The organism is Bradyrhizobium sp. AZCC 1678 (assembly GCF_036924765.1).
In the GTDB taxonomy this organism is placed as follows: Bacteria; Pseudomonadota; Alphaproteobacteria; order Rhizobiales; family Xanthobacteraceae; genus Bradyrhizobium; species Bradyrhizobium algeriense.
Map to the genome: position 1 here is coordinate 96,207 of NZ_JAZHSE010000001.1, position 19,554 is coordinate 115,760.

Genomic DNA, 19,554 nt, shown 5'->3' on the forward strand with positions numbered 1-19,554 from the left:
GCGGTCCGACGCGCGCTAGAAACTTGCGCATTCCGCCCGCGAGTCCCCCATGCCTCACATTGCAACGCTGCTCGGTTTCGCGCTGGTCTCGCTCGGCATGGTGCTGACGCCGGGGCCAAACATGATCTACCTGATCTCGCGCTCGATCACGCAAGGGCCGGCAGCGGGGATTGTGTCGCTCGGCGGCGTAGCCCTCGGCTTCGTGTTCTACATGCTGTGCGCGGCGTTCGGCATTACCGCGTTGTTGTTTGCGGTGCCTTACGCCTATGACGCGCTCCGCTTCGCCGGCGCCGCCTATCTGCTGTGGCTGGCGTGGCAGGCGCTGAAACCCAACGGGCGTTCGCCGTTTCAGGTGAAGAAGCTCGCGGTCGACGGCCCGCGCAAATTGTTCGCGATGGGGTTCGTCACCAACCTGCTCAATCCGAAGATCGCGATGCTGTATCTGGCGCTGCTGCCGCAGTTCATCGATCCCACTGTCGGCGGCGTGCTGACGCAGTCGCTGGCGCTGGGCGCGATCCAGATCGTCATCAGCGTCAGTGTTAACGCCATGATCGCACTCGCCGCGGGATCGATCGCGCGCTTTCTCGGCACGCGGCCGAGCTGGCTTCTGGTGCAGCGCTGGCTGATGGGCACCGTGCTGGCGGGGCTTGCCGTGAAGATGGCGTTTGAAGCGAAGCGGGCGTGATCTTCCTTCCTTCTCCCACAAGGGGAGAAGGAAAAGCAAAGCGCGTCCGCTAATCCAGCTTGGCTTCCATGCCGCGCTTGGTCGCCGGGCGGGCCATCAGGGCGTTGTACCAGCGCTCGACGTTCGGAAAATCCTTCAGCTCCACCTTGTGGCGCGGGTGGCGCCAGGCCCAGCCGAGGATGGCAAAGTCCGCAACCGATAAGGCGTCGGCGACGAATTCGCGCCCCTCCAGCCGACGGTCCAGCACGCCATAGAGCCGGCGCGTCTCGGCCATGAAGCGCTTCAGGCCATAGGCGCGGTCAGTTTCATTTTCCAGCGCGATGAAGTGATGCACCTGGCCCGGCATCGGCCCAAAACCGCCCATCTGCCACATCAGCCATTCATAAACCGGAATACGCTCGGCAAGCGGCTTGGGCAGGAACTTGCCGGTCTTCTCGCCGAGATAGAGCAGGATCGCGCCGGATTCGAAGATGCTGACCGGCTCGCCGCCGGGGCCGTCGGGATCGACGATCGCAGGGATCTTGTTGTTCGGGCTGAGCTTGAGAAAGGCGGGTGCATTCTGCTCGCCCTTGGTGATGTTCACCGGGATCACCTTGTAGGGCAGCCCCATTTCCTCCAGCGCGACCGAGATCTTGCGACCGTTCGGCGTGTTCCAGGTGTGCAGTTCGATCGTCATTTACGGTTTCCCCCAAGAGAAGCTTGGTAGAAGCTTTGGTAGAAGCTTTGGCCCTCCCGTAGCGCGGAACCAAAGGGCCTTACAACGGTCCTTTCCGAATGCCGTCCCTGCGTTCATCGGGCCGCCGCGGGACACCGTGCCCTGTTGACGGCACGAGATCAGCGCTGGAATGTGCCTGGCAGCGCCGATAGATTGCGCCCGGCCTGAAACCCCGGGGAAACCGCCTTGTCCAAATCCGCCTCCCGCGCCCGCCTCGCCGAGATCATCCGCAAGCGTTCGTTCGGGCGCGGCGAGATCACGCTGGCCTCGGGCCGCAAGAGCGACTTCTACTTCAACCTCAAGCCGACCATGCTCGACCCCGAAGGCGCGGCGCTGCTGGCGGAACTGACCTATGAGGCGCTGAAGGACGACAACCTCGATTTCGTCGGCGGGCTGGAGATGGGCGCAGTCCCACTGGCGGGCGCGATCGCGCAGCTGTCCTGGCTCAAGGGTCACCCGATCGCCGCCTTCTTCGTGCGCAAGAAGCCGAAGGAACATGGCGCCCGCCTCGCGGTGGAGGGGCTTGCCAAGGGCGAGACCTTGCAGGGCAAGCGCATCGTCATCGTCGAGGACGTCACCACGACCGGCGGCTCGGCGCTGAAGGCGGTGGAAGCCGTGCGCGACGCCGGCGGCGAGATCGTGCTGGTGTTGACCATGGTCGACCGCGAGGAAGGCGCGACCGAAACGTTCGCGGAAGCCGGCTTGGAGTTTCGTTCACTCTACAAGGCCGGTGAATTTTTGAAGGGGTGATTGCGACTTCTACTCCCTCGCCCGCTCTTTTGCGGGGCGAGACAAGAAGAAGCCCGCATTTCTTTTCCGCCTTCCCGCCCCCGGTAAAAGCTCGTTTACCATCCCCCGTTAAGGTTACCCCGAACTGAAGTCTATGGCGCTTCAGCGCGTTGGCGGGGTGGAGTTGGCGTTGCGTACAGAGTTGGCTTTTTCGCGCGTGCGGCGCCGCGCGACATTTGCGACGGCCGCCACCCTTGCGGGCTCGCTTGCGCTGGCACCCGGCAGCGTCTCCGCCGAAGGTCTGTTCGATTTCCTGTTCGGCGGCGCCCAAAAGCCGCAGGCGCGGCAAGCCCCCGCGCAGGCGAACTTCTTCGCCGATCCGTTCGGCACCAATCAACCGGCCCATTCCGCGCCGGCGCCGCGCGTTGCGGGGTCTGGGCCTGCCTTCTGCGTGCGAAGCTGCGACGGCAAGTATTTTCCGCTGACCATGCGCGGCAACGCCACACCGGTTCAGACCTGCCAGGCCTTCTGCCCGGCGAGCGTCACCAAGGTGTTTTACGGCAGCCATATCGACAGCGCGACCGCAAGCAATGGCGAGCGCTATGCCGACAGCGAAAACGCCTTTGCCTATCGCAAGGCGCTGCGCGCCGATTGCACCTGCAACGGCCGAAGCCCGTCCGGGCTGGCGCCGGTCGATCTCACGCTCGATACCTCGCTGCGCTCCGGCGATGTCGTCGCCACCACCGACGGCCTGGTGGCCTATACCGGCGTCCGCCTGGGGGCCGACCAGACGGCGGAATTCACCCCCGTCGCCTCCTATCCCGGCCTCACGGCAGATGTCCGCGCCCGGCTCGGCGAAATGAAGGTCGCGCCTGTCAGCGCCGAGATGGTCGCCGGCAACGCGCCGCTGCCCGAAGCACGACGCGACGACGACCTGCCGACCGCCTCGATTCCGAAGCCGGCTGTACCGAAAGCGGCGAAGCGAGCGGAAGTGCGATAAGGCCGCCCGCAGTCACCGCGGAGCCCAAACACAAAATTGCGAAAACAACCCCATGCAAAGTAGCATGGGCCCCGCTCGCAGCATTCACGTAGCTGACGCCAGCATTACCGCCCGACGATGACCCCAATCACGTTCGGCGCGGACAGATATTTTTCCTCGATCGCCGCACGCGCCGCGGCGCGGTTTTCCGGCGTCAGCAGGCCGCGCTTCTCGGCCAGGATCATCCAGCAATAGCCCCACCAGTCCGTCAGCATGCCCTGATCGTCGACGAGGTCGTAGCCTTGTTCGGCGGCAAAGATTCGTGCCTGCGTTTCATCCAGCGCGTCGAGAAAGGCGTGGTCCTCGACCGAAAACAGCTCGTCGCTGAAATCGTCCGTGGTGTAGCCCCACACCGACATGCAGACCGCGTTGAACTCGCGGTCGATCGCGTCGTCGTCGACGAGCCGGCGGCGCGAGGCCTGATGCAGGCGCGACAGCGAGCGCGCGAAATCGGCGATACGGGTGAGAGCGAACTGATCGTAGGCGATGGTGGACATGTAGTCCTCACAAACTCGGATAGACCATAGATGTTGTGCCGGCGGCGCACCGAATCACAATGATATATCAAACACTTGCTAAAGTGTTCTTAATTTGTTCTGGTAGAGCAGCAAAATATCCCCTATCAGAGATTGTCTTTCGGTGATTTGCCGCAAAGAACCGAGGACGATGGACGCGACGCAGGCTACCGAGATCCGGACCTTGTTACTGGAAGCGGCCGACGCGATCGACCGCACGAATGCGATCGTGTCCGCCCTCGACAGCGACGATCGGGCCCTGCTTGCCAAGCCTCTCGACGAGATATCGTCCGCCTTGCATTTCGAGCTGCTGCAAAAGCTCTATCTCCGCTACCCCGGACTTGCCGAGGAAGGCGAAGGCTGGCACGGCGCCACGGCATGAACCGTCCGGGGCTCAATCCTTCACATCGCCGAGAGCAGCTTGTCGCCGCAGTAATTGGCGTAGAATTTTCCGCCACACTGCCGCTTGATCGCCGCGCAGCGCGCCGCTGGCGAAGCGCCTTGCGCGACGCTGAAGGAACAGCTCAGGCCGTCGGCGCTCTTGCCGGCCTTGCCGGCGGCAAAGGCGGCGCTGGTCGCACTGATGCAGACGACCAACAACGCAGCGGCGACGATCTCGATCGTCAATCTCATGGCAAGCCTCCCGTTCTGGCGGCACGCGTTTCCTTAAGCGCGCACTGGCACCCGGTTATCCCAGCGATCCCTCGGCTTCCGCACTCGATTATATCACCAAAGGCAGCCGCCGGTGCCGCGAAATCGGCCCGGTCCTTGCATAAAATCATACCAGCGCAGTGCACAACGCACTCCGGCATACTCCGGCGTTTCGATTGCCGGGCAAGGCGCGTATCTTCGTTCTGAGTCTCAATCGCAGGAATCGACGTATTGCAGGAACAAATCCCAGGAAACCATCCGACCAGTTATCCGGCGCTGGATCAGCCGATCGACGAGCTGTCGCTGGCCGAAATCAAGGGCGCAATCCTCGCCAAGCTCCGGCTTGCGATCGGCAAGGACGCCGGCATGGCGACACGGCGCGACTGGTACAAGGCCGCGGCGCTGGCGCTGCGCGACCGCATCGTGCACCGCTGGCTGACGGCCGAGAAGGAGAGCTACGACGCCGGCAGCAAGCGGGTCTATTACCTCTCGCTCGAATTCCTGATCGGGCGGCTGTTCACCGACGCGCTGAACAATATGGGCCTGCTGCCGGTGTTCGAGGCGGCGCTCGGCGATCTCGGCGTCGGGCTTGACGACCTGCGCAAATGCGAGCCGGACGCGGCGCTCGGCAATGGCGGCCTCGGGCGGCTCGCGGCGTGCTTCATGGAGAGCATGGCGACGCTGGCGATTCCCGCCATCGGCTACGGCATACGCTACGATTTCGGCCTGTTCCGCCAGATCATCGCGCAGGGCTGGCAGCACGAATACCCGGACGAATGGCTGAGTTTTGGCAACCCCTGGGAATTCCAGCGGGCCGAGGTGGTCTACCACATCCATTTCGGCGGCTTTGTCGACCACGTCAACGACCGCGGCCGCGACCGCGCGACGTGGCGTCCGGCGGAAACCGTGCAGGCTGTCGCCTACGACACCCCGATCGTCGGCTGGCGCGGCCAGCACGTCAATGCGCTGCGGCTGTGGTCGGCGCGCGCGCCCGACCCGCTGCGGCTCGATGTCTTCAACACCGGCGATTATCTCGGCGCCGTCGCCGAGGAAGCGCGCGCGGAATCGATCTGCAAATTCCTCTATCCGAATGACGAGAGCTCTGCGGGGCGCGAACTGCGGCTGCGGCAGGAATATTTCTTCGTCTCGGCCTCGCTGCAGGACCTGATCAAGCGGCACCTTGCGTCCGACGGGCAGTTGCGCAACCTCCCCTCCAAGGTCGCGGTGCAGCTCAACGACACCCATCCCAGCCTCGCCGTCACCGAGCTGATGCGGATCCTGGTGGACCTGCACAATTTCCGCTGGGACGAAGCGTGGAAGCTCACGGTGGCGACGCTGTCCTACACCAATCACACGCTGCTGCCGGAAGCGCTGGAGACCTGGCCGGTCGAACTGTTCGAGCGGCTGCTGCCGCGGCATCTCGAAATCATCTACCGCATCAATGTCGCGCATCTGGCGATGGCCGAACAGCGTTGCCCCGGCGACATCGATTTCCGTGCCTCGGTGTCGCTGATCGACGAGAAGTCCGGACGGCGGGTGCGGATGGGGCAACTCGCTTTCGTCGGCTCGCACCGCATCAATGGCGTCTCGGCGATGCATTCCGACCTGATGAAGGAGACCGTGTTCCACGATCTCAACCATCTCTATCCCGGCCGCATCACCAACAAGACCAACGGCATCACCTTCCGCCGCTGGCTGATGCTCGCCAACCCGAAGCTGACCGGACTGATGCGCGAGGTCTGCGGCGAGGCCGTGCTCGACGACTTCTCCCTGTTCGAGCGCCTCGAGGCCCGCGCCAGCGACAACGCGTTCCAGCAGCGTTTTCGCGAGGTCAAGCATCACAACAAGCTGGCGCTGGCGCGGCTGATCAACGAGCGGCTCCGCATCAAGATCGATCCGTCGGCGCTGTTCGATATCCAGATCAAGCGCATCCACGAATACAAGCGGCAATTGCTTAACGTCGTCGAGACCGTCGCGCTGTATCAGGCGATCAGGGACGAGCCGCAGCGCGACTGGGTGCCGCGGGTCAAGATCTTCGCCGGCAAGGCGGCGGCGAGCTATCGCTATGCCAAGCTGATCATCAAGCTGATCAACGATGTTGCCGAAGTCGTCAACAACGACCCCGTCATCGCAGGAAGGCTCAAGGTCGTCTTCCTCGCCGACTACAATGTCAGCCTTGCAGAGGTGATCATTCCGGCCGCCGATCTCTCCGAGCAGATCTCGACCGCCGGCATGGAAGCCTCCGGCACCGGCAACATGAAGCTGGCGCTGAACGGCGCGCTCACCATCGGCACGCTTGACGGCGCCAATATCGAAATCCGCGACCATGTCGGTGCGGAGAACATCGCGATCTTCGGCATGGAGGCCGGCGACGTCATGGTCCGCCGCAAGCAGGGGCTGGACGCAACGGATGTGATCAGCCGCTCGCCGCGGCTGGCGCGGGCGATTACCGCCATCGAGAGCGGCGCGTTCTCGCCCGACGATCCCGCCCGCTTTGCCTCGATGGGTCACGCGCTGCGTTATCTCGACCACTACATGGTCTCGGCCGATTTCGATTCCTACTACGCAGCCCAGCGCGGCATCGACGCCCGCTGGCAGGTGGTGCCGGCCTGGACCCGCGCCTCGATCCTCAACGTCGCGCGGATGCCATGGTTCTCCTCCGACCGCACCATCCGGGAGTATGCCGAGGATATCTGGCATGTGCCGGTGCGCGCCGCGGCGCCGGTGCCGGAGCCAAGCGCCCAGCGCGGGGTGACGCGGTAAATCCCGGCGGGCGGAAATCCATTACCTCGGGCGTCATTGAATTCGGCAAAAGAGTCGCGATACTCCATCCGCCGTCATTGCGAGGAGCGTAGCGACGAAGCAATCCATTCCTCCGCTTGCGGCGCGATGGATTGCTTCGGCGGAGCCTGTCATCGGGCGCGCATTCGCGCGACCCGTTGGTTCGCAATGACGGCATTTGCGGCGACCACGTCGCGCCCTTCTAGACCGAAGAGTATCAATGCTGATAAAAGCCCCGCATCTTTTCGACGACGCCACACGCGTCACCGCCGGCGATAGCTGCTGGCAGGGCAGGACCAGTCCGGACTACTGGGCCTTTGTCGGGCCGTTCGGCGGCTGCACGGCCGCCACCATCCTGCGCGCGCTGATCGACCATCCGCAGCGGGCGGGCGATCCGCTGTCGCTGACCGTGAATTTCTGCGCGCCGGTGGCCGAAGGCGCGTTCGACCTCGACGTGCGGCTGGTCAAGGCCAACCGTTCGAGCCAGCACTGGTGCGTGGAGATGACGCAGGGCGGCGGCGACGTTGCGACGCTGGCGACCGCCGTGTTCGCCGAGCGCCGCCCGTCATGGTCGCACCAGCAGGCAAAATTTCCCGGCGCTACGCCGTTCGAGCAGGCGCGCGCGTTTCCGAACACGCCGATGACGTGGACGCACCAGTATGATTTCCGCTTCGTCGAGGGCGAGCCGAGTTTCTATGGCTCGCCGGCGTCGCCGCCGCTCGATGCGTACTCGAAGCAGTGGATCGGCGACCACGTGCCGCGAAAGATCGACATGCTGTCGCTGATGTCGATGTCGGATGCGTTCTTCGGCCGGGTATTTCTGGCGCGCCGGGAATTGATGCCGTTCGGCACCGTATCGATCACGACGTATTTTCATACGGCGTCGGACGACCTCGCGGCCGAGGATATCACGCGGGTGTTGGCGGTGGCGGATGCCAAGATCTTCCACAGGAGCTATGGCGACCAGAACGGCGAATTGTGGTCGCCGTCGGGGCGGTTGCTCGCGACGACGACGCAGATCGCCTATTTCAAGGCTTAGCGGAACATTAAAGTGCCGGCTCTCTTGTAGGGTGGGCAAAGGCACCCTTGCGCCGTGCCCACCATGTATCCGATAATTACCCCGAAATGGTGGGCACGCTTCGCTTTGCCCACCCTACCTTTTCTGCGATTCATCAAAGGCGCTCCATGTCCGACGGCAACGTTGCCCGCATCGCCCTGCTCGGCGTCCCCATCGAGATCGGGGCTTCGCAACTCGGAACCTTGATGGGACCGGACGCGCTGCGCACCGCGGGCATTGGCCGCATCCTCAATCAGCTCGGCTTTGCCGTCGAGGATCACGGCAACATGGCCAAACCTGACGTTGCTCTCGACGAGGGCCCGCCGCCGGCGAATGCCAAATACTACGACACCATCAAAGGCTGGATCCGCGAGCTCAGCGAGCGTTCCTATTCGCTGGCGCGCTCCGGCGCCGTTCCGATCTTCATGGGCGGCGATCACTCGTTGTCGATGGGATCGGTGAACGGCGTAGCACGCCACTGGCAGGAGCAGGGCCGGCCGCTGTTCGTGCTCTGGGTCGATGCCCATGCGGACTACAACACACCGCAGACGACGGAGACCGGCAACATGCATGGCATGTCGGCCGCGTTCCTGTGCGGCGAGGGCGGCCTCGACAATCTGCTCGGCAACCATCCGCGCGCCTCGATCGGCCCCGACCAGCTCGACCTGTTCGGCATCCGCTCGATCGATCCGCTGGAGAAGCAACTGGTGTTCGAGCGCCGCATCGCGATCGCCGACATGCGCGCCATCGACGAGTTCGGCGTCGGCGTGCTGATCCGCAAGGTGATCGATCGCGTACGCGCCAAAAATGGCGTGCTGCATCTAAGCTTCGACGTCGACTTTCTCGATCCCGCGGTCGCGCCCGGCGTCGGCACCACGGTGCCGGGCGGCGCGACCTATCGCGAGGCGCATCTGATCATGGAGCTGCTGCACGATTCCGACCTGGTGCGCTCGGTCGATATCGTCGAGCTCAACCCGTTCCTCGACGAACGCGGCCGCACGGCGCGTGTCGTCGTCGAACTGATCGGCAGCCTGTTCGGACTGCAGATCACTGATCGCCGCACGCCGAGCAACGCGGTGCTTCCGGGTAACGGCTGACTGCGTATCCACAACAAAAGGGCGGCTCATGGAGCCGCCCTTTTCAAATGTGTTCGTTATCGTTTGCCGGTTACTCCGCCGCGAGCTTGAGGTCCGGCGCAGCGGCGCGGACTTCGGCGTCGACCTGGGCTTCGAACTTGGCAAAGTTCTTCTGGAACATGCCGACCAGGCTACGGGCGGTCTTGTCGAACTCAGCCTTGTCCTTCCAGGTGTTGACGGGGTTGAGGATCTCGCTCGGAACGCCCGGCAGCGCCGTCGGCACCGCGAAGCCAAAGTACTTGTCGGTGCGGAATTCGACGTTGCGCAGGCTGCCGTCGAGCGCCGCGGTGAGCAGTGCGCGCGTGACCTTGATCGGCATCCGGCTGCCGGTGCCGTATTTGCCGCCGGTCCAGCCGGTGTTGACCAGCCAGCAATCGACATTGTGCTTGGCGATCAGCTCGCGAAGCATGTTGCCATAGACGGAAGGATCGAGCGGCAGGAACGGCGAACCGAAGCAGGTGGAGAATTCCGGCTGCGGCTCGTTGCCAAGACCGCGCTCGGTGCCAGCGACCTTGGCGGTGTAGCCGGACAGGAAGTGATACATCGCCTGCGCCGGCGAGAGCTTTGCAATCGGCGGCAGCACGCCGAAGGCGTCGGCGGCCAGCATCACGACGTTCTTCGGCTGGCCGGCGCGGCCGGTGCGCGAAGCGTTCGGGATGAACTCGAGCGGATAGGCCGAGCGGGTGTTTTCGGTCTTCGAACCGTCGTCGAAGTCAGGCACGCGGGTATCTTCGCCGAGCACCACGTTTTCCAGCACGGCGCCGAAGCGGCTGCTGGCGGCGAAGATCTGCGGCTCGGCTTCCTTCGACAGCTTGATGCACTTGGCGTAGCAGCCGCCCTCGAAATTGAAGACACCGTCATTGCCCCAACCGTGCTCGTCGTCGCCGATCAGCGTGCGGTTCGGATCGGCCGACAGCGTGGTCTTGCCGGTGCCGGAAAGGCCAAAGAAGATCGCGGTGTCGCCCTTGGGCCCGACATTGGCCGAGCAGTGCATCGGCAGCACGCCCTTGGCGGGCAGATAATAGTTCAGCGTGGTGAAGACCGACTTCTTCATCTCGCCGGCATAATAAGACCCGCCGATCAGGACGATCTTGCGGGCGAAATCGATCGCGACGACGTTCTCCGAGCGCACGCCATGGCGTTTAGGATCGGCGCGGAAGCTCGGCAGGTCGATGATGGTGAGCTCGGGCACGAAATCCCTGATCGCCGAAGCCTCGGGACGGATCAGCAGCGTGCGGATGAACAGCGAGTGCCAGGCAAGTTCGGTGAAAACGCGCGTCTTGATCTGGAAGCTCGGATCGGCGCCGCCATAGAGATCCTGCGCGAACAGCGTCATGCCTTCGGCATGCTTGAGGAAGTCGGCATAGAGCGCGGAGAACTGGTCCGCGGATATCGACTGGTTGCCGGCCCACCACATGTTCTTGTCGGTGGTCGCATCGCGAACCGTGAACTTGTCCTTCGGGCTGCGGCCGGTGAACTCACCAGTGTCCGCACACAATGCGCCATCCGCCGACAGTACGGCTTCACCCGCGGAGAGCGAATATTGATAGAGCTGCGGCGCACCGAGATTCCAGTGCACCGTCTTGAGATTTTTTAAGCCGAATTTGTCGGCGCCGAAGGCACCGTTGCGTAGACCCGTCTCTTGCACGAAGAAATCCCTCCTCGAACCCGCGTTACTCGAATCGCGCGCATGTCGCTTGACGCGCTCTGTCGCGGTGACCCCTGAATATAGCCTTCCGGCCTCGGTCCGGCGACCTAATACTGATGAACGCTGTGCTTGCCAAGCCGATCCACGCGATTTGGTTTATTCAGGCGCGAGTGGTTGATCTGCATCAATCGTTTGCTGCAGCGCTTTTAGCGAGTTTGCCGTCGTGGTTGCGCGACCATCCGTCGCTGCCTCGCCTGACTGAAAATTGCTGCGTCGCACAATTAGAAAATTTCAACGCGCGGCCCCTTCTCCGATCAGCGCAAATGGCCCCCAGAACGCCGGATAGGCGTTGCGGGGCGAGGACGCATCGTTGAGATAGGCCAGCATGGCCTGCCGCAGCGCCTCGGCGCGGCCGAGCTTGGGATCGCCCTTCAGCCGGTCGAAGGTCGAAATCGAGAGCCGCGTGGCGGCCTCCGAATTGACCGCCCAATGCGACACCAGCAGCGCCCGCGCACCGGCGTAGAAGAACGATCGCGCGAGCCCCGAGAGCGCTTCGGCGCCGGGCTTGTCGCCGGCGATCGTATTGCAGGCTGACAGCACCACCCAATCGGCATTGAGCTTCAACTGCGCGACTTCGCTCGCGGTGAGCAGGCCATCATCGAATTCCGACGGCTGTTTTGGAATGCTCAGCACCAGCGACGGTTCGGCAAGCCCTTTCACATCGCCGGCGACAAGACCATGGGTGGCGAAATAGACGATGCCGTAATCGGCCAGCGGCGTGCGCTTGAGCGTGGTTTCGCTGGCGTCCTCGCCGAGGTGAATATCGGCGGCCGCGACGCCGAGGTTTTTGGCTATCGCGTTGAGTTCGTCGGCGGTGTCGGGCAATTGCGCGAGCGCGTCCGAAAGCCGCGCGCGATCGACGCCGGCGCCCTGCCAGAAATCCGTGTAGGCGCCGGTCGCAAGGCTGCGCGCGGCGGCCCTGGTGGGACGGTTGCCATCAGTGGACTTCCCAGCGGGATTGAAAATCGGATCGCCAAAGCCCGTCATCGGCTTGGTGCTTTGCTCACTTCGCGCTGCAAACACCCGCAGCGCTTTCAGGCTCGCGGCCGACGGCAACACCGATACCGCATACTTTGCGTACCCACGACAAAAGTCTATCACTGACTGGCGCGATTCAGCGTTTCCGAGGTGGCGACCCGATTCGCGCTCTAGTTTGCGGCTACCCAGCCGCTGCACGCGGCGGAGAAGATTTTGGTCTCGGTGCAAGCCTATGTTGACGATTCGCGCAGCGATCAGGGCGAACAGCGGTTGGTTTTGGCTGGCTACATCAACACTGCCGAAAGATGGTCGCGGTTCTCAAACGCATGGTACGCCGAACTGCGGCGCTCCCCCTCCATAGATTACTTCAAGATGGTTGAAGCGGCTGGTCTGCGGGGCCAGTTCGGCGGATGGTCCACTGTGGACCGAGACAACAAGGTTGAGGACCTGGCTCGTATTATCCGGCACTGGGAACCCGCTTCAATCCACTCATCAGTTAGCCAAAAGCTAGTGGCAGAAATAGTTAAGCCGGTCGCGCCTTACGGGATGGCAAGTGCGTATTCATTTGGCTTCGAAGCAATCATGATCCCTCTGGCAATCCACCAGTCAAAACAGAAGGACCTGATGCAGGTCCCAATTGACTTCATTTTCGACCACCAAGAAGGGTTGGGTGACGCGGCTAAGCTCCTTTACCAGTCCATCAGGGCACGGCAGCCAAGGGCTGTTCAAAAGGTTCTTTCCGTCGAGCCTGTATTCCGAGACGACAAGTTGATTATGCCTCTGCAGGCGGCCGACATGCTTGCGTGGCATATCAGGAAGCATTTTGAGAGTGGCGACCCGGATGCATTCCCGGTTCCTCCCATGCTCTCTGCGAACGGAATGCATAGCGCGTCGGATATTCCCGAGTGGTATCTCCGGCGCGCCGCCGAGCAGTTCTCGAATGTGCCGGGCGCATCTACCTTGTCTGACAAGAAAGAATGGAAGAAGTATCGCAATGAGGCGCGTCAGCTAGGAATGCCCACTTTTCCGGTTGAGAGGCCCTTTGGTCGGGAGAATGCGATCGATCGCTTCAGAAAATTTCTCGCCAGACTCATCGCTGGATAGCTCCCGCGCGGTCTCAATGAACCGCGCGGACCGATCTTTGTCGGGCTTGCTCTTCGGTTTTGCCTTGGGCTTTGGTTTTTCTGCCATATCGCTTCGGTCCCTCAAATAAGTGTTCGGTACTTGAGGCGCTTGCCGACGACGCTGGTCAACATGCGGTCGGTGCGGTTCACGTCATCGCAACCGAGCGCAACGCGGTTGTTATCGCGGAAGTCGTATTCAGCTAGATAGCGGTGCAGGTGCTTTCGCCGCAGTGCTGATAGATGCCGTCATGCCGCGTTTGAAGATAGAGAACACGCCTTCAACGGCGCTCGTCGCCGCCATCTCGCCCTTTGCGCGCACGACGGCGCGGAGAGGCAGGTGCCCGACAACAGCGCGAGACACACTGAAAATATCCTTCGATTGCGGGATTTCATGCGGGCTTTCGCTGGTCACCTTTGCGCGGGCTTGCCTTAGTCGCGCAAAGGTCTGCGCCCGTTCAAATCCGCGATCGATGGACGGCAAGCGTTAACCCTTGTTAGTCCTTGCCCCGCGCCTCGCCCGCCAGCCGCACCAGCATCTTGCGCAACGCCATGGCGCCGGTGACCCGTTCCGGAAAATCCAGCCGCAGCGTCGCGCTGCCAGCCTGCATGTCCATGCCGTCGGGGTCGCAGCCGGTGCAGCGCCAATCGGCGGATTCGGCCCCCAGCAGCCTGGTCGCATAGAGGTTCATCGCCTCGCGGTGATCCTCGTTCATATGCTCCACCGCGCCCTGCTCGGCTTCCAGCAGTTCTTCGGCATCGCCGATCCCGGTCAGAAACTGTTCTGGCTTGAGGTCGATGATGCGGCCAAAACCGGCGACCAGATGCAGGCCCGACGGGGCGATCCGAAAGAACGAGAAATCCTTGAAATCCACAAAGGCTTCCGCGGATGGATGGGCGTTGAGGTAGCGCCGGCGCACGATTTTCGCAGCCTCGCCACTGGCCTCCTCGGCCCGGCCCGCCAGCATGATCCGCGCGCCCTCCAGGGGATCGCCGGCGGCGCGCTCGTCCAGCATCAGCGAGACCCTTCCGTCGCCGAGGATGTTCTTCGTATGCAGCGCCAGCCGCGAAATCAGCAGGATCGGCGAGGCATCGGCATGGCTGGCAACGTTAACCAACGAGCAGTAGGGATCGCCGCTTTCAGGCATAAGAGTGGCGAGCGCGCCCTGCCGGCTGCGCCGCAGCAGCGAACGGGCGAGTTTAGAAGCATCAAAATCTGCGGTGGGCTGCATGGTTCCGTTCCGGCCATCTTATTGCAAAAAGGGGGTTTTCTCCACCAGACAGGGTGCTATATGGGGGACAGCGCGTCTCCGCGGGAACGTTTTGCGGAACTCGGTCACACTTCAGCCCAGCTTGCATTGCTCGTTGACCGTGTACAAAGCCCATTTATGCGGCGTCTGGCTGGATTGCCCGCCGTTTAAGCCACTCTCTTATTCGAAAGCAGGCTCATGCCCACAATCGCCCTGGTCGATGATGACCGCAACATTCTCACTTCCGTGTCGATCGCACTCGAAGCCGAAGGCTATCGCATCATGACCTACACGGATGGTGCTTCGGCGCTCGACGGCTTCCGCACTTCGCCGCCGGACCTCGCGATCCTCGACATCAAGATGCCGCGCATGGACGGCATGGAAACGCTACGCCGGCTGCGGCAGAAGTCCGACCTGCCGGTGATCTTCCTGACCTCCAAGGATGAAGAGATCGACGAATTGTTCGGCCTCAAGATGGGCGCCGACGATTTCATCCGCAAGCCGTTCTCGCAGCGCCTGCTGGTCGAGCGCGTCAAGGCCGTGCTCCGCCGCGGCCAGCCCAAGGATCCGACCGCCGTGCCGAAGGAGCCGGATGCGCGCGCGCTGGACCGCGGCCTGCTGCGGATGGATCCGGAGCGTCACACCTGCACCTGGAAAAACGAGCCGGTGACGCTGACGGTGACCGAATTCCTGATCCTGCAGGCGCTGGCGACCCGGCCGGGCGTGGTGAAAAGCCGCAACGCGCTGATGGACGCGGCCTATGACGATCAGGTCTATGTCGACGACCGCACCATCGACAGCCACATCAAGCGGCTGCGCAAGAAGTTCAAGGTTGTCGACGACGATTTCGAGATGATCGAGACGCTGTACGGCGTCGGCTATCGCTTCAAGGAAGCCTGATCTGCGTTTTCCGGGCGGAAGTGCCGACTGACACATCCGCCCGTTCGGCGTAGAAGCGTAGAATTACGAAAGCGGCGCATCACAACCGGCAGCTCGACCATTGCTAGATCGAACGCAGCCCGATTCCAGCCTGAACCACGAGGATGCTTCCGAGCTCCTCGAGCAGCGCAGCGTTGCCGACGATAGCCCGGGCGAAAAGGGCTGGCGGCGGCCGCTCGGCTGGTTGCGCCGGGCCGGGCAATTCTTCTTCGCGCTGTCCTTCTCCAGCCTCACGCGCCGGATCGTTTCGCTCAATCTGGCGGGCCTCGTCGCCCTGGTGGCGAGCATTCTCTATCTCTCGCAGTTCCGCGCCGGCCTGATCGACGCGCGGGCGCAGAGCCTGCTGGTACAGGCCGAAATCATCGCCGGCGCGATTGCCGCCTCCGCGACCGTCGAAACCAACACCATCACTATCGATCCGGACCGCCTGCTCGACCTCAAGCCCGGCGAAAGCTACGGCGCGCCGGACGAATCCTCGGGGCTCGATTTTCCGATCAATCCGGAGCGCGTCGCGCCGGTGCTGCGGCGGCTGATCTCGCCGACCAAGACCCGCGCGCGCATCTATGGCGGCGACGGCGGCATGATCCTCGACAGCCGCAGCCTCTATGGCAAGGGGGACGTGCTGCGCTTCGAACTGCCGCCGCCTTCGACGGAGAAGCCGGGCTTTGTCGAGCGCGCCACGATCTCGATCCGCACCTGGCTCAATCGCGGCGACCTGCCGCTGTATCGCGAGCTGGGTCCGGAAAACGGCAAGGGTTACCAGGAAATCGTGCAGGCGCTCGACGGCGTCAAGAGCAGCATGGTGCGGGTCAACGATCGCGGCGAGGTGATCGTCTCGGTCGCGGTCCCGGTGCAGCGTTTCCGCGCCGTGCATGGCGCCTTGATGCTCTCGACGCAGGGCGACGACATCGACCAGATGGTGACCGCCGAGCGGCTGGCGATCCTCAAGGTCGGCGGCGTCGCCTCCGCCGTCATGATCGTGCTGTCGCTCTTGCTGGCGAGCACGATTGCGGGTCCGGTGCGGCGGCTGGCCGACGGCGCCGAGCGCGTCCGCCGGCGCATCCAGACCCGCGTCGAGATTCCCGATTTCACCCGCCGCCGCGACGAGATCGGCCATCTCTCGGGCGCGCTGCGCGACATGACGAATGCGCTGTATAGCCGCATCGAGGCGATCGAGATGTTCGCCGCCGACGTCGCCCATGAATTGAAGAACCCGCTGACCTCGCTGCGATCGGCGGTGGAAACGCTGCCGCTGGCGCGCAACGACACCAGCCGCGCGCGCCTGCTCGAGGTGATCGAGCACGACGTCAAGCGGCTCGACCGGCTGATCTCGGATATTTCCGACGCCAGCCGCCTCGATGCCGAATTGCAGCGCCAAGACATGGCGCCGGTCAATGTGCGACGGCTGCTGACGACGCTGGCCTCGGTCGCCAACGAAACCCGGCTGGGTCATGACGTCGCAGTCGAGGCGCGCTTCGAAGGCCGCGGCGCAACCGACGCGTTCTCTGTGCCGGGCCACGATTCGCGGCTTGGGCAGGTGATCTCCAACCTGCTGTCCAACGCGCAATCCTTCTCCAACCCCGGAGGCAAGGTGCGCGTCACCTGCCGCCGCGTGCGCTCGGAAATCGAAATCGTCGTCGATGACGACGGGCCGGGCATCGGCGAGGATGCGCTGGAGCGCATCTTCGAGCGTTTCTACACCGACCGGCCGCATCAGGGCTTTGGCCAGAACTCGGGCCTCGGCCTGTCGATCTCCAAGCAGATCATCGAAGCGCATAACGGGCGGGTCTGGGCGGAAAATCGCCACGGCCCGGCTGATGCCGACGGCAGGCCGACGGTGGTCGGCGCGCGCTTCGTGGTTCGGCTGCCAGCGCCATGATGACGCAGGGCGCGAGCGTGCACGCCTCCGCCGTGCTGGTGGGCGATCGCGCCGTGCTGATCCGGGGCCCGTCAGGCGCCGGCAAGTCCCGGCTGGCCTTCGATCTGATTCTCGCCGGACGCGCCGGGCAGCTTCCGCCGGCCGTTTTGGTCGGCGATGACCGTGTCCATCTCGACACAGTGGACGGACAATTGTGGGTCCGGCCGGCGCGGGAACTGGCCGGCCTGATCGAGATTCGGGGCCTCGGAATCCGCCGCTGCGACGTCGTCATTGAGGCCATCGTTGGGCTTGTGGTCGATCTGGCGGCCGGCGATGCGGAGCGGCTGCCGCCGCCAGAAGCGCTCTCCATTCGCTTAAACGGTGTTTTGTTACCGCGAATCCCCGTTGGAAGCGGCTATGACCCCCTCCCGATGATTGCAGCAGCCCTGACGACAACCGCAAGTTCAGGTTCCGTCCAACCTTTGGATGATTGTTCGAAGGGGATTGGTAACCATATAAGCCCCAATATCGCCACCGATTAAACCGGCACAGGCCTCACTGTTTACCGCCAAGTACTGGAACAATAGCCAAGATGCCCTCTTGCGCGGGGCCTCTGGATGGTCAAAGTGGCGCGTTCGTGCGGTGCACCAAAAAGCACCCGCGAGGAGTTTCCGATGATTGGTCTAGTGCTTGTGACCCATGGGCGCCTTGCCGACGAGTTCAAGGCGGCGCTCGAACATGTCATGGGTCCGCAAAAACAAATTGAAGCCATCACGATTGGAGCCGAGGACGACTCCGATTTGTGTCGAAGCGATATCATCGAAGCGGTGAATCGCGTCGACAGTGGCGATGGTGTCGCTATCCTCACCGACATGTTCGGCGGCACACCTTCCAACCTCGCAATATCCTGCATGAGCCGTCCCAAGGTGGAGGTGCTCGCAGGCATCAATCTTCCCATGCTGGTTAAGCTTGCCAAGGTGCGCGAAGAGCGCTCGCTTCCCGATGCCATCGCCATGGCCCAGGAAGCCGGCCGCAAATACGTCACCATCGCCAGCCGCGTGCTCGCCGGCAAATGAGCGACGAGGCCGCGCCCGAAAAGGAACTCGGGCCGACCGTGCCTGCGGGCGCCATTTCGCGGGAACTTCAAATCATCAACAAGCGGGGCCTGCACGCGCGGGCCTCGGCCAAGTTCGTGCAGATGGTCGAAAAGTTCAACGCCGAGGTCTGGGTGACGCGCGGCAGCGAGACCGTCGGCGGCACCTCGATCATGGGTCTGATGATGCTGGCGGCGGGACCGGGAACCTCCGTGACGGTCTCCGCGATCGGCCCCGAAGCCCAGGCCGCGGTCGATGCGATCGCCGCGCTGGTCGCCGACAAGTTCAACGAAGAAGGTGTGTGATGCTTGGCCTGCTCCCTCGCCAAGCTCTTTGCGGGGAGAGGGTTGGGGTGAGGGGCTCTCTCCGCGAAGTTGATGCGAGTTGATAGACCTGTACCCCCTCACCCGGATCACATCTGACGATGTGATCCGACCTCTCCCCGCAAGCGGGGCGAGGTCAGCAGCGCCATCCCAAATCTTTCAAAACGGGTTCGTCACGATTCCCCCGTCGACGCGGAGCGCGGCGCCGTTGGTGGCGCTGGAGGCTTTCGAGCAGACGTAGCAGATCAGGTTGGCGACCTCTTCCGGCTTGGCGTAGCGCTGCAGCAGCGACGCCGGGCGGCGTTCGGTGAAGGTGCGCGCGACGAGATCCTCCACCGTCGTTCCCATCGTCTTTGCGCGCGCGGCGAGACGGACCGGCGCCATCTCGACCCAGGTCGGGCCCGGCATCACCGAGTTGACGGTTACGTTGGTGCCCTTGGTCGTCTCCGCCGCGCCGCGCGCGATGACGAGCTGCGCCGATTTGGAGAAGCCGTAATGCACCATCTCCTTCGGTATGTAGACGCCTGACTCGCTGGAGACGAACACGACGCGGCCCCAGTCCTTGTCCTCAAGCATCCGCTTCAAATAATGCCGCGTCAGCCGGACCCCGCTCATGACGTTGACTTCGAACATCTTTGACCAGTCCGAATCCTCGATCTCGAAGAATCCCTTTGGATCGTAGATGCCGAGATTGTTGACGAGGATATCGACGTCAGGGAATTGCTTCACCAGCGCGGCACAGCCGGCCGCATTGCCGAGATCGAACACCGCGGCATGCACCTTGGCTAACGGCGCGGCCCCCTGGACTTTCGCCACGGCCTCGCCGACCGCCGCCTTGTCGCGCCCGTTGATGATCACTTCCGCACCCATTTGCGCAAGCCCGCTGGCGGTCGCGAGCCCGATGCCGCGCGTCGAACCGGTGACGAGCGCCGTCTTGTCCGTCAGGTCGAGATCCATGCGTTACCCTCTTTCGAT

Annotated in this window: 19 protein-coding genes and 2 pseudogenes; 13 read left to right on the plus strand and 8 right to left on the minus strand. The window is 63.3% G+C overall.

Going from position 1 to position 19,554, the window contains the following annotated elements; all coding sequences use genetic code 11:
• Nucleotides 1-49: 49 nt before the first annotated feature.
• Nucleotides 50-685, plus strand: coding sequence for a LysE family translocator (locus tag V1294_RS00500; protein ID WP_334494480.1), 636 nt, complete (start codon nucleotides 50-52; stop codon nucleotides 683-685).
• Nucleotides 686-734: 49 nt separating this feature from the next.
• On the opposite strand, the gene V1294_RS00505 is transcribed toward V1294_RS00500, so the two are convergent.
• Complete coding sequence (locus V1294_RS00505) at nucleotides 735-1,361, minus strand: glutathione S-transferase family protein (protein ID WP_108512326.1); 627 nt, start codon at nucleotides 1,359-1,361, stop codon at nucleotides 735-737.
• A gap of 225 nt (nucleotides 1,362-1,586) precedes the next feature.
• On the opposite strand from V1294_RS00505, the gene pyrE reads away from it, so the two are divergent.
• Nucleotides 1,587-2,150 (plus strand): orotate phosphoribosyltransferase, encoded by a 564-nt coding sequence (pyrE, locus tag V1294_RS00510; protein ID WP_214489055.1) that lies wholly within the window; start codon nucleotides 1,587-1,589, stop codon nucleotides 2,148-2,150.
• Between the two features lie 169 nt (nucleotides 2,151-2,319).
• Nucleotides 2,320-3,129, plus strand: coding sequence for a DUF2865 domain-containing protein (locus V1294_RS00515; RefSeq protein ID WP_334494482.1), 810 nt, complete (start codon nucleotides 2,320-2,322; stop codon nucleotides 3,127-3,129).
• A 104-nt stretch (nucleotides 3,130-3,233) separates the two neighbouring features.
• On the opposite strand, the gene V1294_RS00520 is transcribed toward V1294_RS00515, so the two are convergent.
• On the minus strand, nucleotides 3,234-3,665 hold the full coding sequence (locus tag V1294_RS00520) for a hypothetical protein (protein WP_334486471.1): 432 nt from the start codon (nucleotides 3,663-3,665) through the stop codon (nucleotides 3,234-3,236).
• Nucleotides 3,666-3,834: 169 nt separating this feature from the next.
• Here V1294_RS00520 and V1294_RS00525 point away from each other — a divergent pair, with 169 nt between their 5' ends.
• Nucleotides 3,835-4,065 (plus strand): hypothetical protein, encoded by a 231-nt coding sequence (locus V1294_RS00525; protein ID WP_334486473.1) that lies wholly within the window; start codon nucleotides 3,835-3,837, stop codon nucleotides 4,063-4,065.
• 20 nt (nucleotides 4,066-4,085) lie between these two features.
• Here the strand turns inward: V1294_RS00525 and V1294_RS00530 are convergent, their stop codons facing one another.
• Nucleotides 4,086-4,316: a hypothetical protein gene (locus tag V1294_RS00530; RefSeq protein WP_334486476.1), complete on the minus strand. Its 231-nt coding sequence runs from the start codon at nucleotides 4,314-4,316 to the stop codon at nucleotides 4,086-4,088.
• A 240-nt stretch (nucleotides 4,317-4,556) separates the two neighbouring features.
• Between V1294_RS00530 and V1294_RS00535 the strand changes: the two genes are divergently transcribed.
• From V1294_RS00535 to rocF, 3 genes are all read left to right on the plus strand, one after another.
• Nucleotides 4,557-7,097 carry a glycogen/starch/alpha-glucan phosphorylase gene (locus V1294_RS00535; protein ID WP_442895417.1) on the plus strand — a complete coding sequence of 847 codons (2,541 nt, stop codon included), beginning with the start codon at nucleotides 4,557-4,559 and terminating at the stop codon, nucleotides 7,095-7,097.
• A gap of 238 nt (nucleotides 7,098-7,335) precedes the next feature.
• Nucleotides 7,336-8,154 carry an acyl-CoA thioesterase gene (locus tag V1294_RS00540; RefSeq protein WP_334494485.1) on the plus strand — a complete coding sequence of 273 codons (819 nt, stop codon included), beginning with the start codon at nucleotides 7,336-7,338 and terminating at the stop codon, nucleotides 8,152-8,154.
• 146 nt (nucleotides 8,155-8,300) lie between these two features.
• The gene (gene rocF / locus V1294_RS00545; protein ID WP_334494487.1) at nucleotides 8,301-9,269 is read left to right on the plus strand and encodes an arginase; all 969 of its coding nucleotides are present in this window, start codon (nucleotides 8,301-8,303) and stop codon (nucleotides 9,267-9,269) included.
• A gap of 70 nt (nucleotides 9,270-9,339) precedes the next feature.
• Here rocF and V1294_RS00550 read toward each other — a convergent pair whose 3' ends face one another.
• Nucleotides 9,340-10,956, minus strand: coding sequence for a phosphoenolpyruvate carboxykinase (locus V1294_RS00550; protein WP_334494489.1), 1,617 nt, complete (start codon nucleotides 10,954-10,956; stop codon nucleotides 9,340-9,342).
• Nucleotides 10,957-11,247: 291 nt separating this feature from the next.
• Nucleotides 11,248-12,147: pseudogene (locus tag V1294_RS00555) on the minus strand (CHAT domain-containing protein); the annotation flags it as partial.
• A gap of 69 nt (nucleotides 12,148-12,216) precedes the next feature.
• On the opposite strand from V1294_RS00555, the gene V1294_RS00560 reads away from it, so the two are divergent.
• A complete protein-coding gene (locus V1294_RS00560) occupies nucleotides 12,217-13,098 on the plus strand; it encodes a DUF3800 domain-containing protein (protein ID WP_334504434.1) in 882 nt (293 codons plus the stop codon).
• 101 nt (nucleotides 13,099-13,199) lie between these two features.
• Here the strand turns inward: V1294_RS00560 and V1294_RS00565 are convergent.
• Both V1294_RS00565 and V1294_RS00570 read right to left on the minus strand, forming a co-directional pair.
• Nucleotides 13,200-13,410: pseudogene (locus V1294_RS00565) on the minus strand (transposase); the annotation flags it as partial.
• Between the two features lie 202 nt (nucleotides 13,411-13,612).
• Nucleotides 13,613-14,347: a HugZ family pyridoxamine 5'-phosphate oxidase gene (locus V1294_RS00570; protein WP_334494491.1), complete on the minus strand. Its 735-nt coding sequence runs from the start codon at nucleotides 14,345-14,347 to the stop codon at nucleotides 13,613-13,615.
• 216 nt (nucleotides 14,348-14,563) lie between these two features.
• Between V1294_RS00570 and V1294_RS00575 the strand changes: the two genes are divergently transcribed.
• From V1294_RS00575 to V1294_RS00595, 5 genes are all read left to right on the plus strand, one after another.
• Nucleotides 14,564-15,265 carry a response regulator transcription factor gene (locus V1294_RS00575; RefSeq protein WP_027541437.1) on the plus strand — a complete coding sequence of 234 codons (702 nt, stop codon included), beginning with the start codon at nucleotides 14,564-14,566 and terminating at the stop codon, nucleotides 15,263-15,265.
• 100 nt (nucleotides 15,266-15,365) lie between these two features.
• Entirely contained in the window at nucleotides 15,366-17,183 is a 1,818-nt protein-coding gene (locus V1294_RS00580) for a sensor histidine kinase (RefSeq protein WP_334486490.1), read from the plus strand.
• Nucleotides 17,180-17,704 (plus strand): HPr kinase/phosphorylase, encoded by a 525-nt coding sequence (locus V1294_RS00585; RefSeq protein ID WP_334494493.1) that lies wholly within the window; start codon nucleotides 17,180-17,182, stop codon nucleotides 17,702-17,704. The genes V1294_RS00580 and V1294_RS00585 overlap by 4 nt, the downstream gene beginning before the upstream one ends.
• A gap of 132 nt (nucleotides 17,705-17,836) precedes the next feature.
• On the plus strand, nucleotides 17,837-18,238 hold the full coding sequence (locus V1294_RS00590) for a PTS sugar transporter subunit IIA (protein WP_024339151.1): 402 nt from the start codon (nucleotides 17,837-17,839) through the stop codon (nucleotides 18,236-18,238).
• A complete protein-coding gene (locus V1294_RS00595) occupies nucleotides 18,235-18,561 on the plus strand; it encodes an HPr family phosphocarrier protein (RefSeq protein WP_108512340.1) in 327 nt (108 codons plus the stop codon). Before V1294_RS00590 ends, V1294_RS00595 begins: the two co-directional genes overlap by 4 nt.
• A 177-nt stretch (nucleotides 18,562-18,738) precedes the next feature.
• On the opposite strand, the gene V1294_RS00600 is transcribed toward V1294_RS00595, so the two are convergent.
• Nucleotides 18,739-19,536 (minus strand): SDR family NAD(P)-dependent oxidoreductase, encoded by a 798-nt coding sequence (locus V1294_RS00600; RefSeq protein WP_334494494.1) that lies wholly within the window; start codon nucleotides 19,534-19,536, stop codon nucleotides 18,739-18,741.
• Between the last annotated feature and the right edge of the window lie 18 nt (nucleotides 19,537-19,554).

Excerpts from the sequence above, each read along its gene's own strand:
- V1294_RS00500 (WP_334494480.1), top strand. The coding sequence starts at position 50 with ATGCCTCACATTGCAACGCTGCTCGGTTTCGCGCTGGTCTCGCTCGGC.
- V1294_RS00505 (WP_108512326.1), bottom strand. The coding sequence starts at position 1,361 with ATGACGATCGAACTGCACACCTGGAACACGCCGAACGGTCGCAAGATC.
- V1294_RS00520 (WP_334486471.1), bottom strand. The coding sequence starts at position 3,665 with ATGTCCACCATCGCCTACGATCAGTTCGCTCTCACCCGTATCGCCGAT.
- V1294_RS00525 (WP_334486473.1), top strand. The coding sequence starts at position 3,835 with ATGGACGCGACGCAGGCTACCGAGATCCGGACCTTGTTACTGGAAGCG.
- V1294_RS00530 (WP_334486476.1), bottom strand. The coding sequence starts at position 4,316 with ATGAGATTGACGATCGAGATCGTCGCCGCTGCGTTGTTGGTCGTCTGC.
- V1294_RS00540 (WP_334494485.1), top strand. The coding sequence starts at position 7,336 with ATGCTGATAAAAGCCCCGCATCTTTTCGACGACGCCACACGCGTCACC.
- rocF (WP_334494487.1), top strand. The coding sequence starts at position 8,301 with ATGTCCGACGGCAACGTTGCCCGCATCGCCCTGCTCGGCGTCCCCATC.
- V1294_RS00570 (WP_334494491.1), bottom strand. The coding sequence starts at position 14,347 with ATGCAGCCCACCGCAGATTTTGATGCTTCTAAACTCGCCCGTTCGCTG.
- V1294_RS00575 (WP_027541437.1), top strand. The coding sequence starts at position 14,564 with ATGCCCACAATCGCCCTGGTCGATGATGACCGCAACATTCTCACTTCC.
- V1294_RS00585 (WP_334494493.1), top strand. The coding sequence starts at position 17,180 with ATGATGACGCAGGGCGCGAGCGTGCACGCCTCCGCCGTGCTGGTGGGC.
- V1294_RS00590 (WP_024339151.1), top strand. The coding sequence starts at position 17,837 with ATGATTGGTCTAGTGCTTGTGACCCATGGGCGCCTTGCCGACGAGTTC.
- V1294_RS00595 (WP_108512340.1), top strand. The coding sequence starts at position 18,235 with ATGAGCGACGAGGCCGCGCCCGAAAAGGAACTCGGGCCGACCGTGCCT.
- V1294_RS00600 (WP_334494494.1), bottom strand. The coding sequence starts at position 19,536 with ATGGATCTCGACCTGACGGACAAGACGGCGCTCGTCACCGGTTCGACG.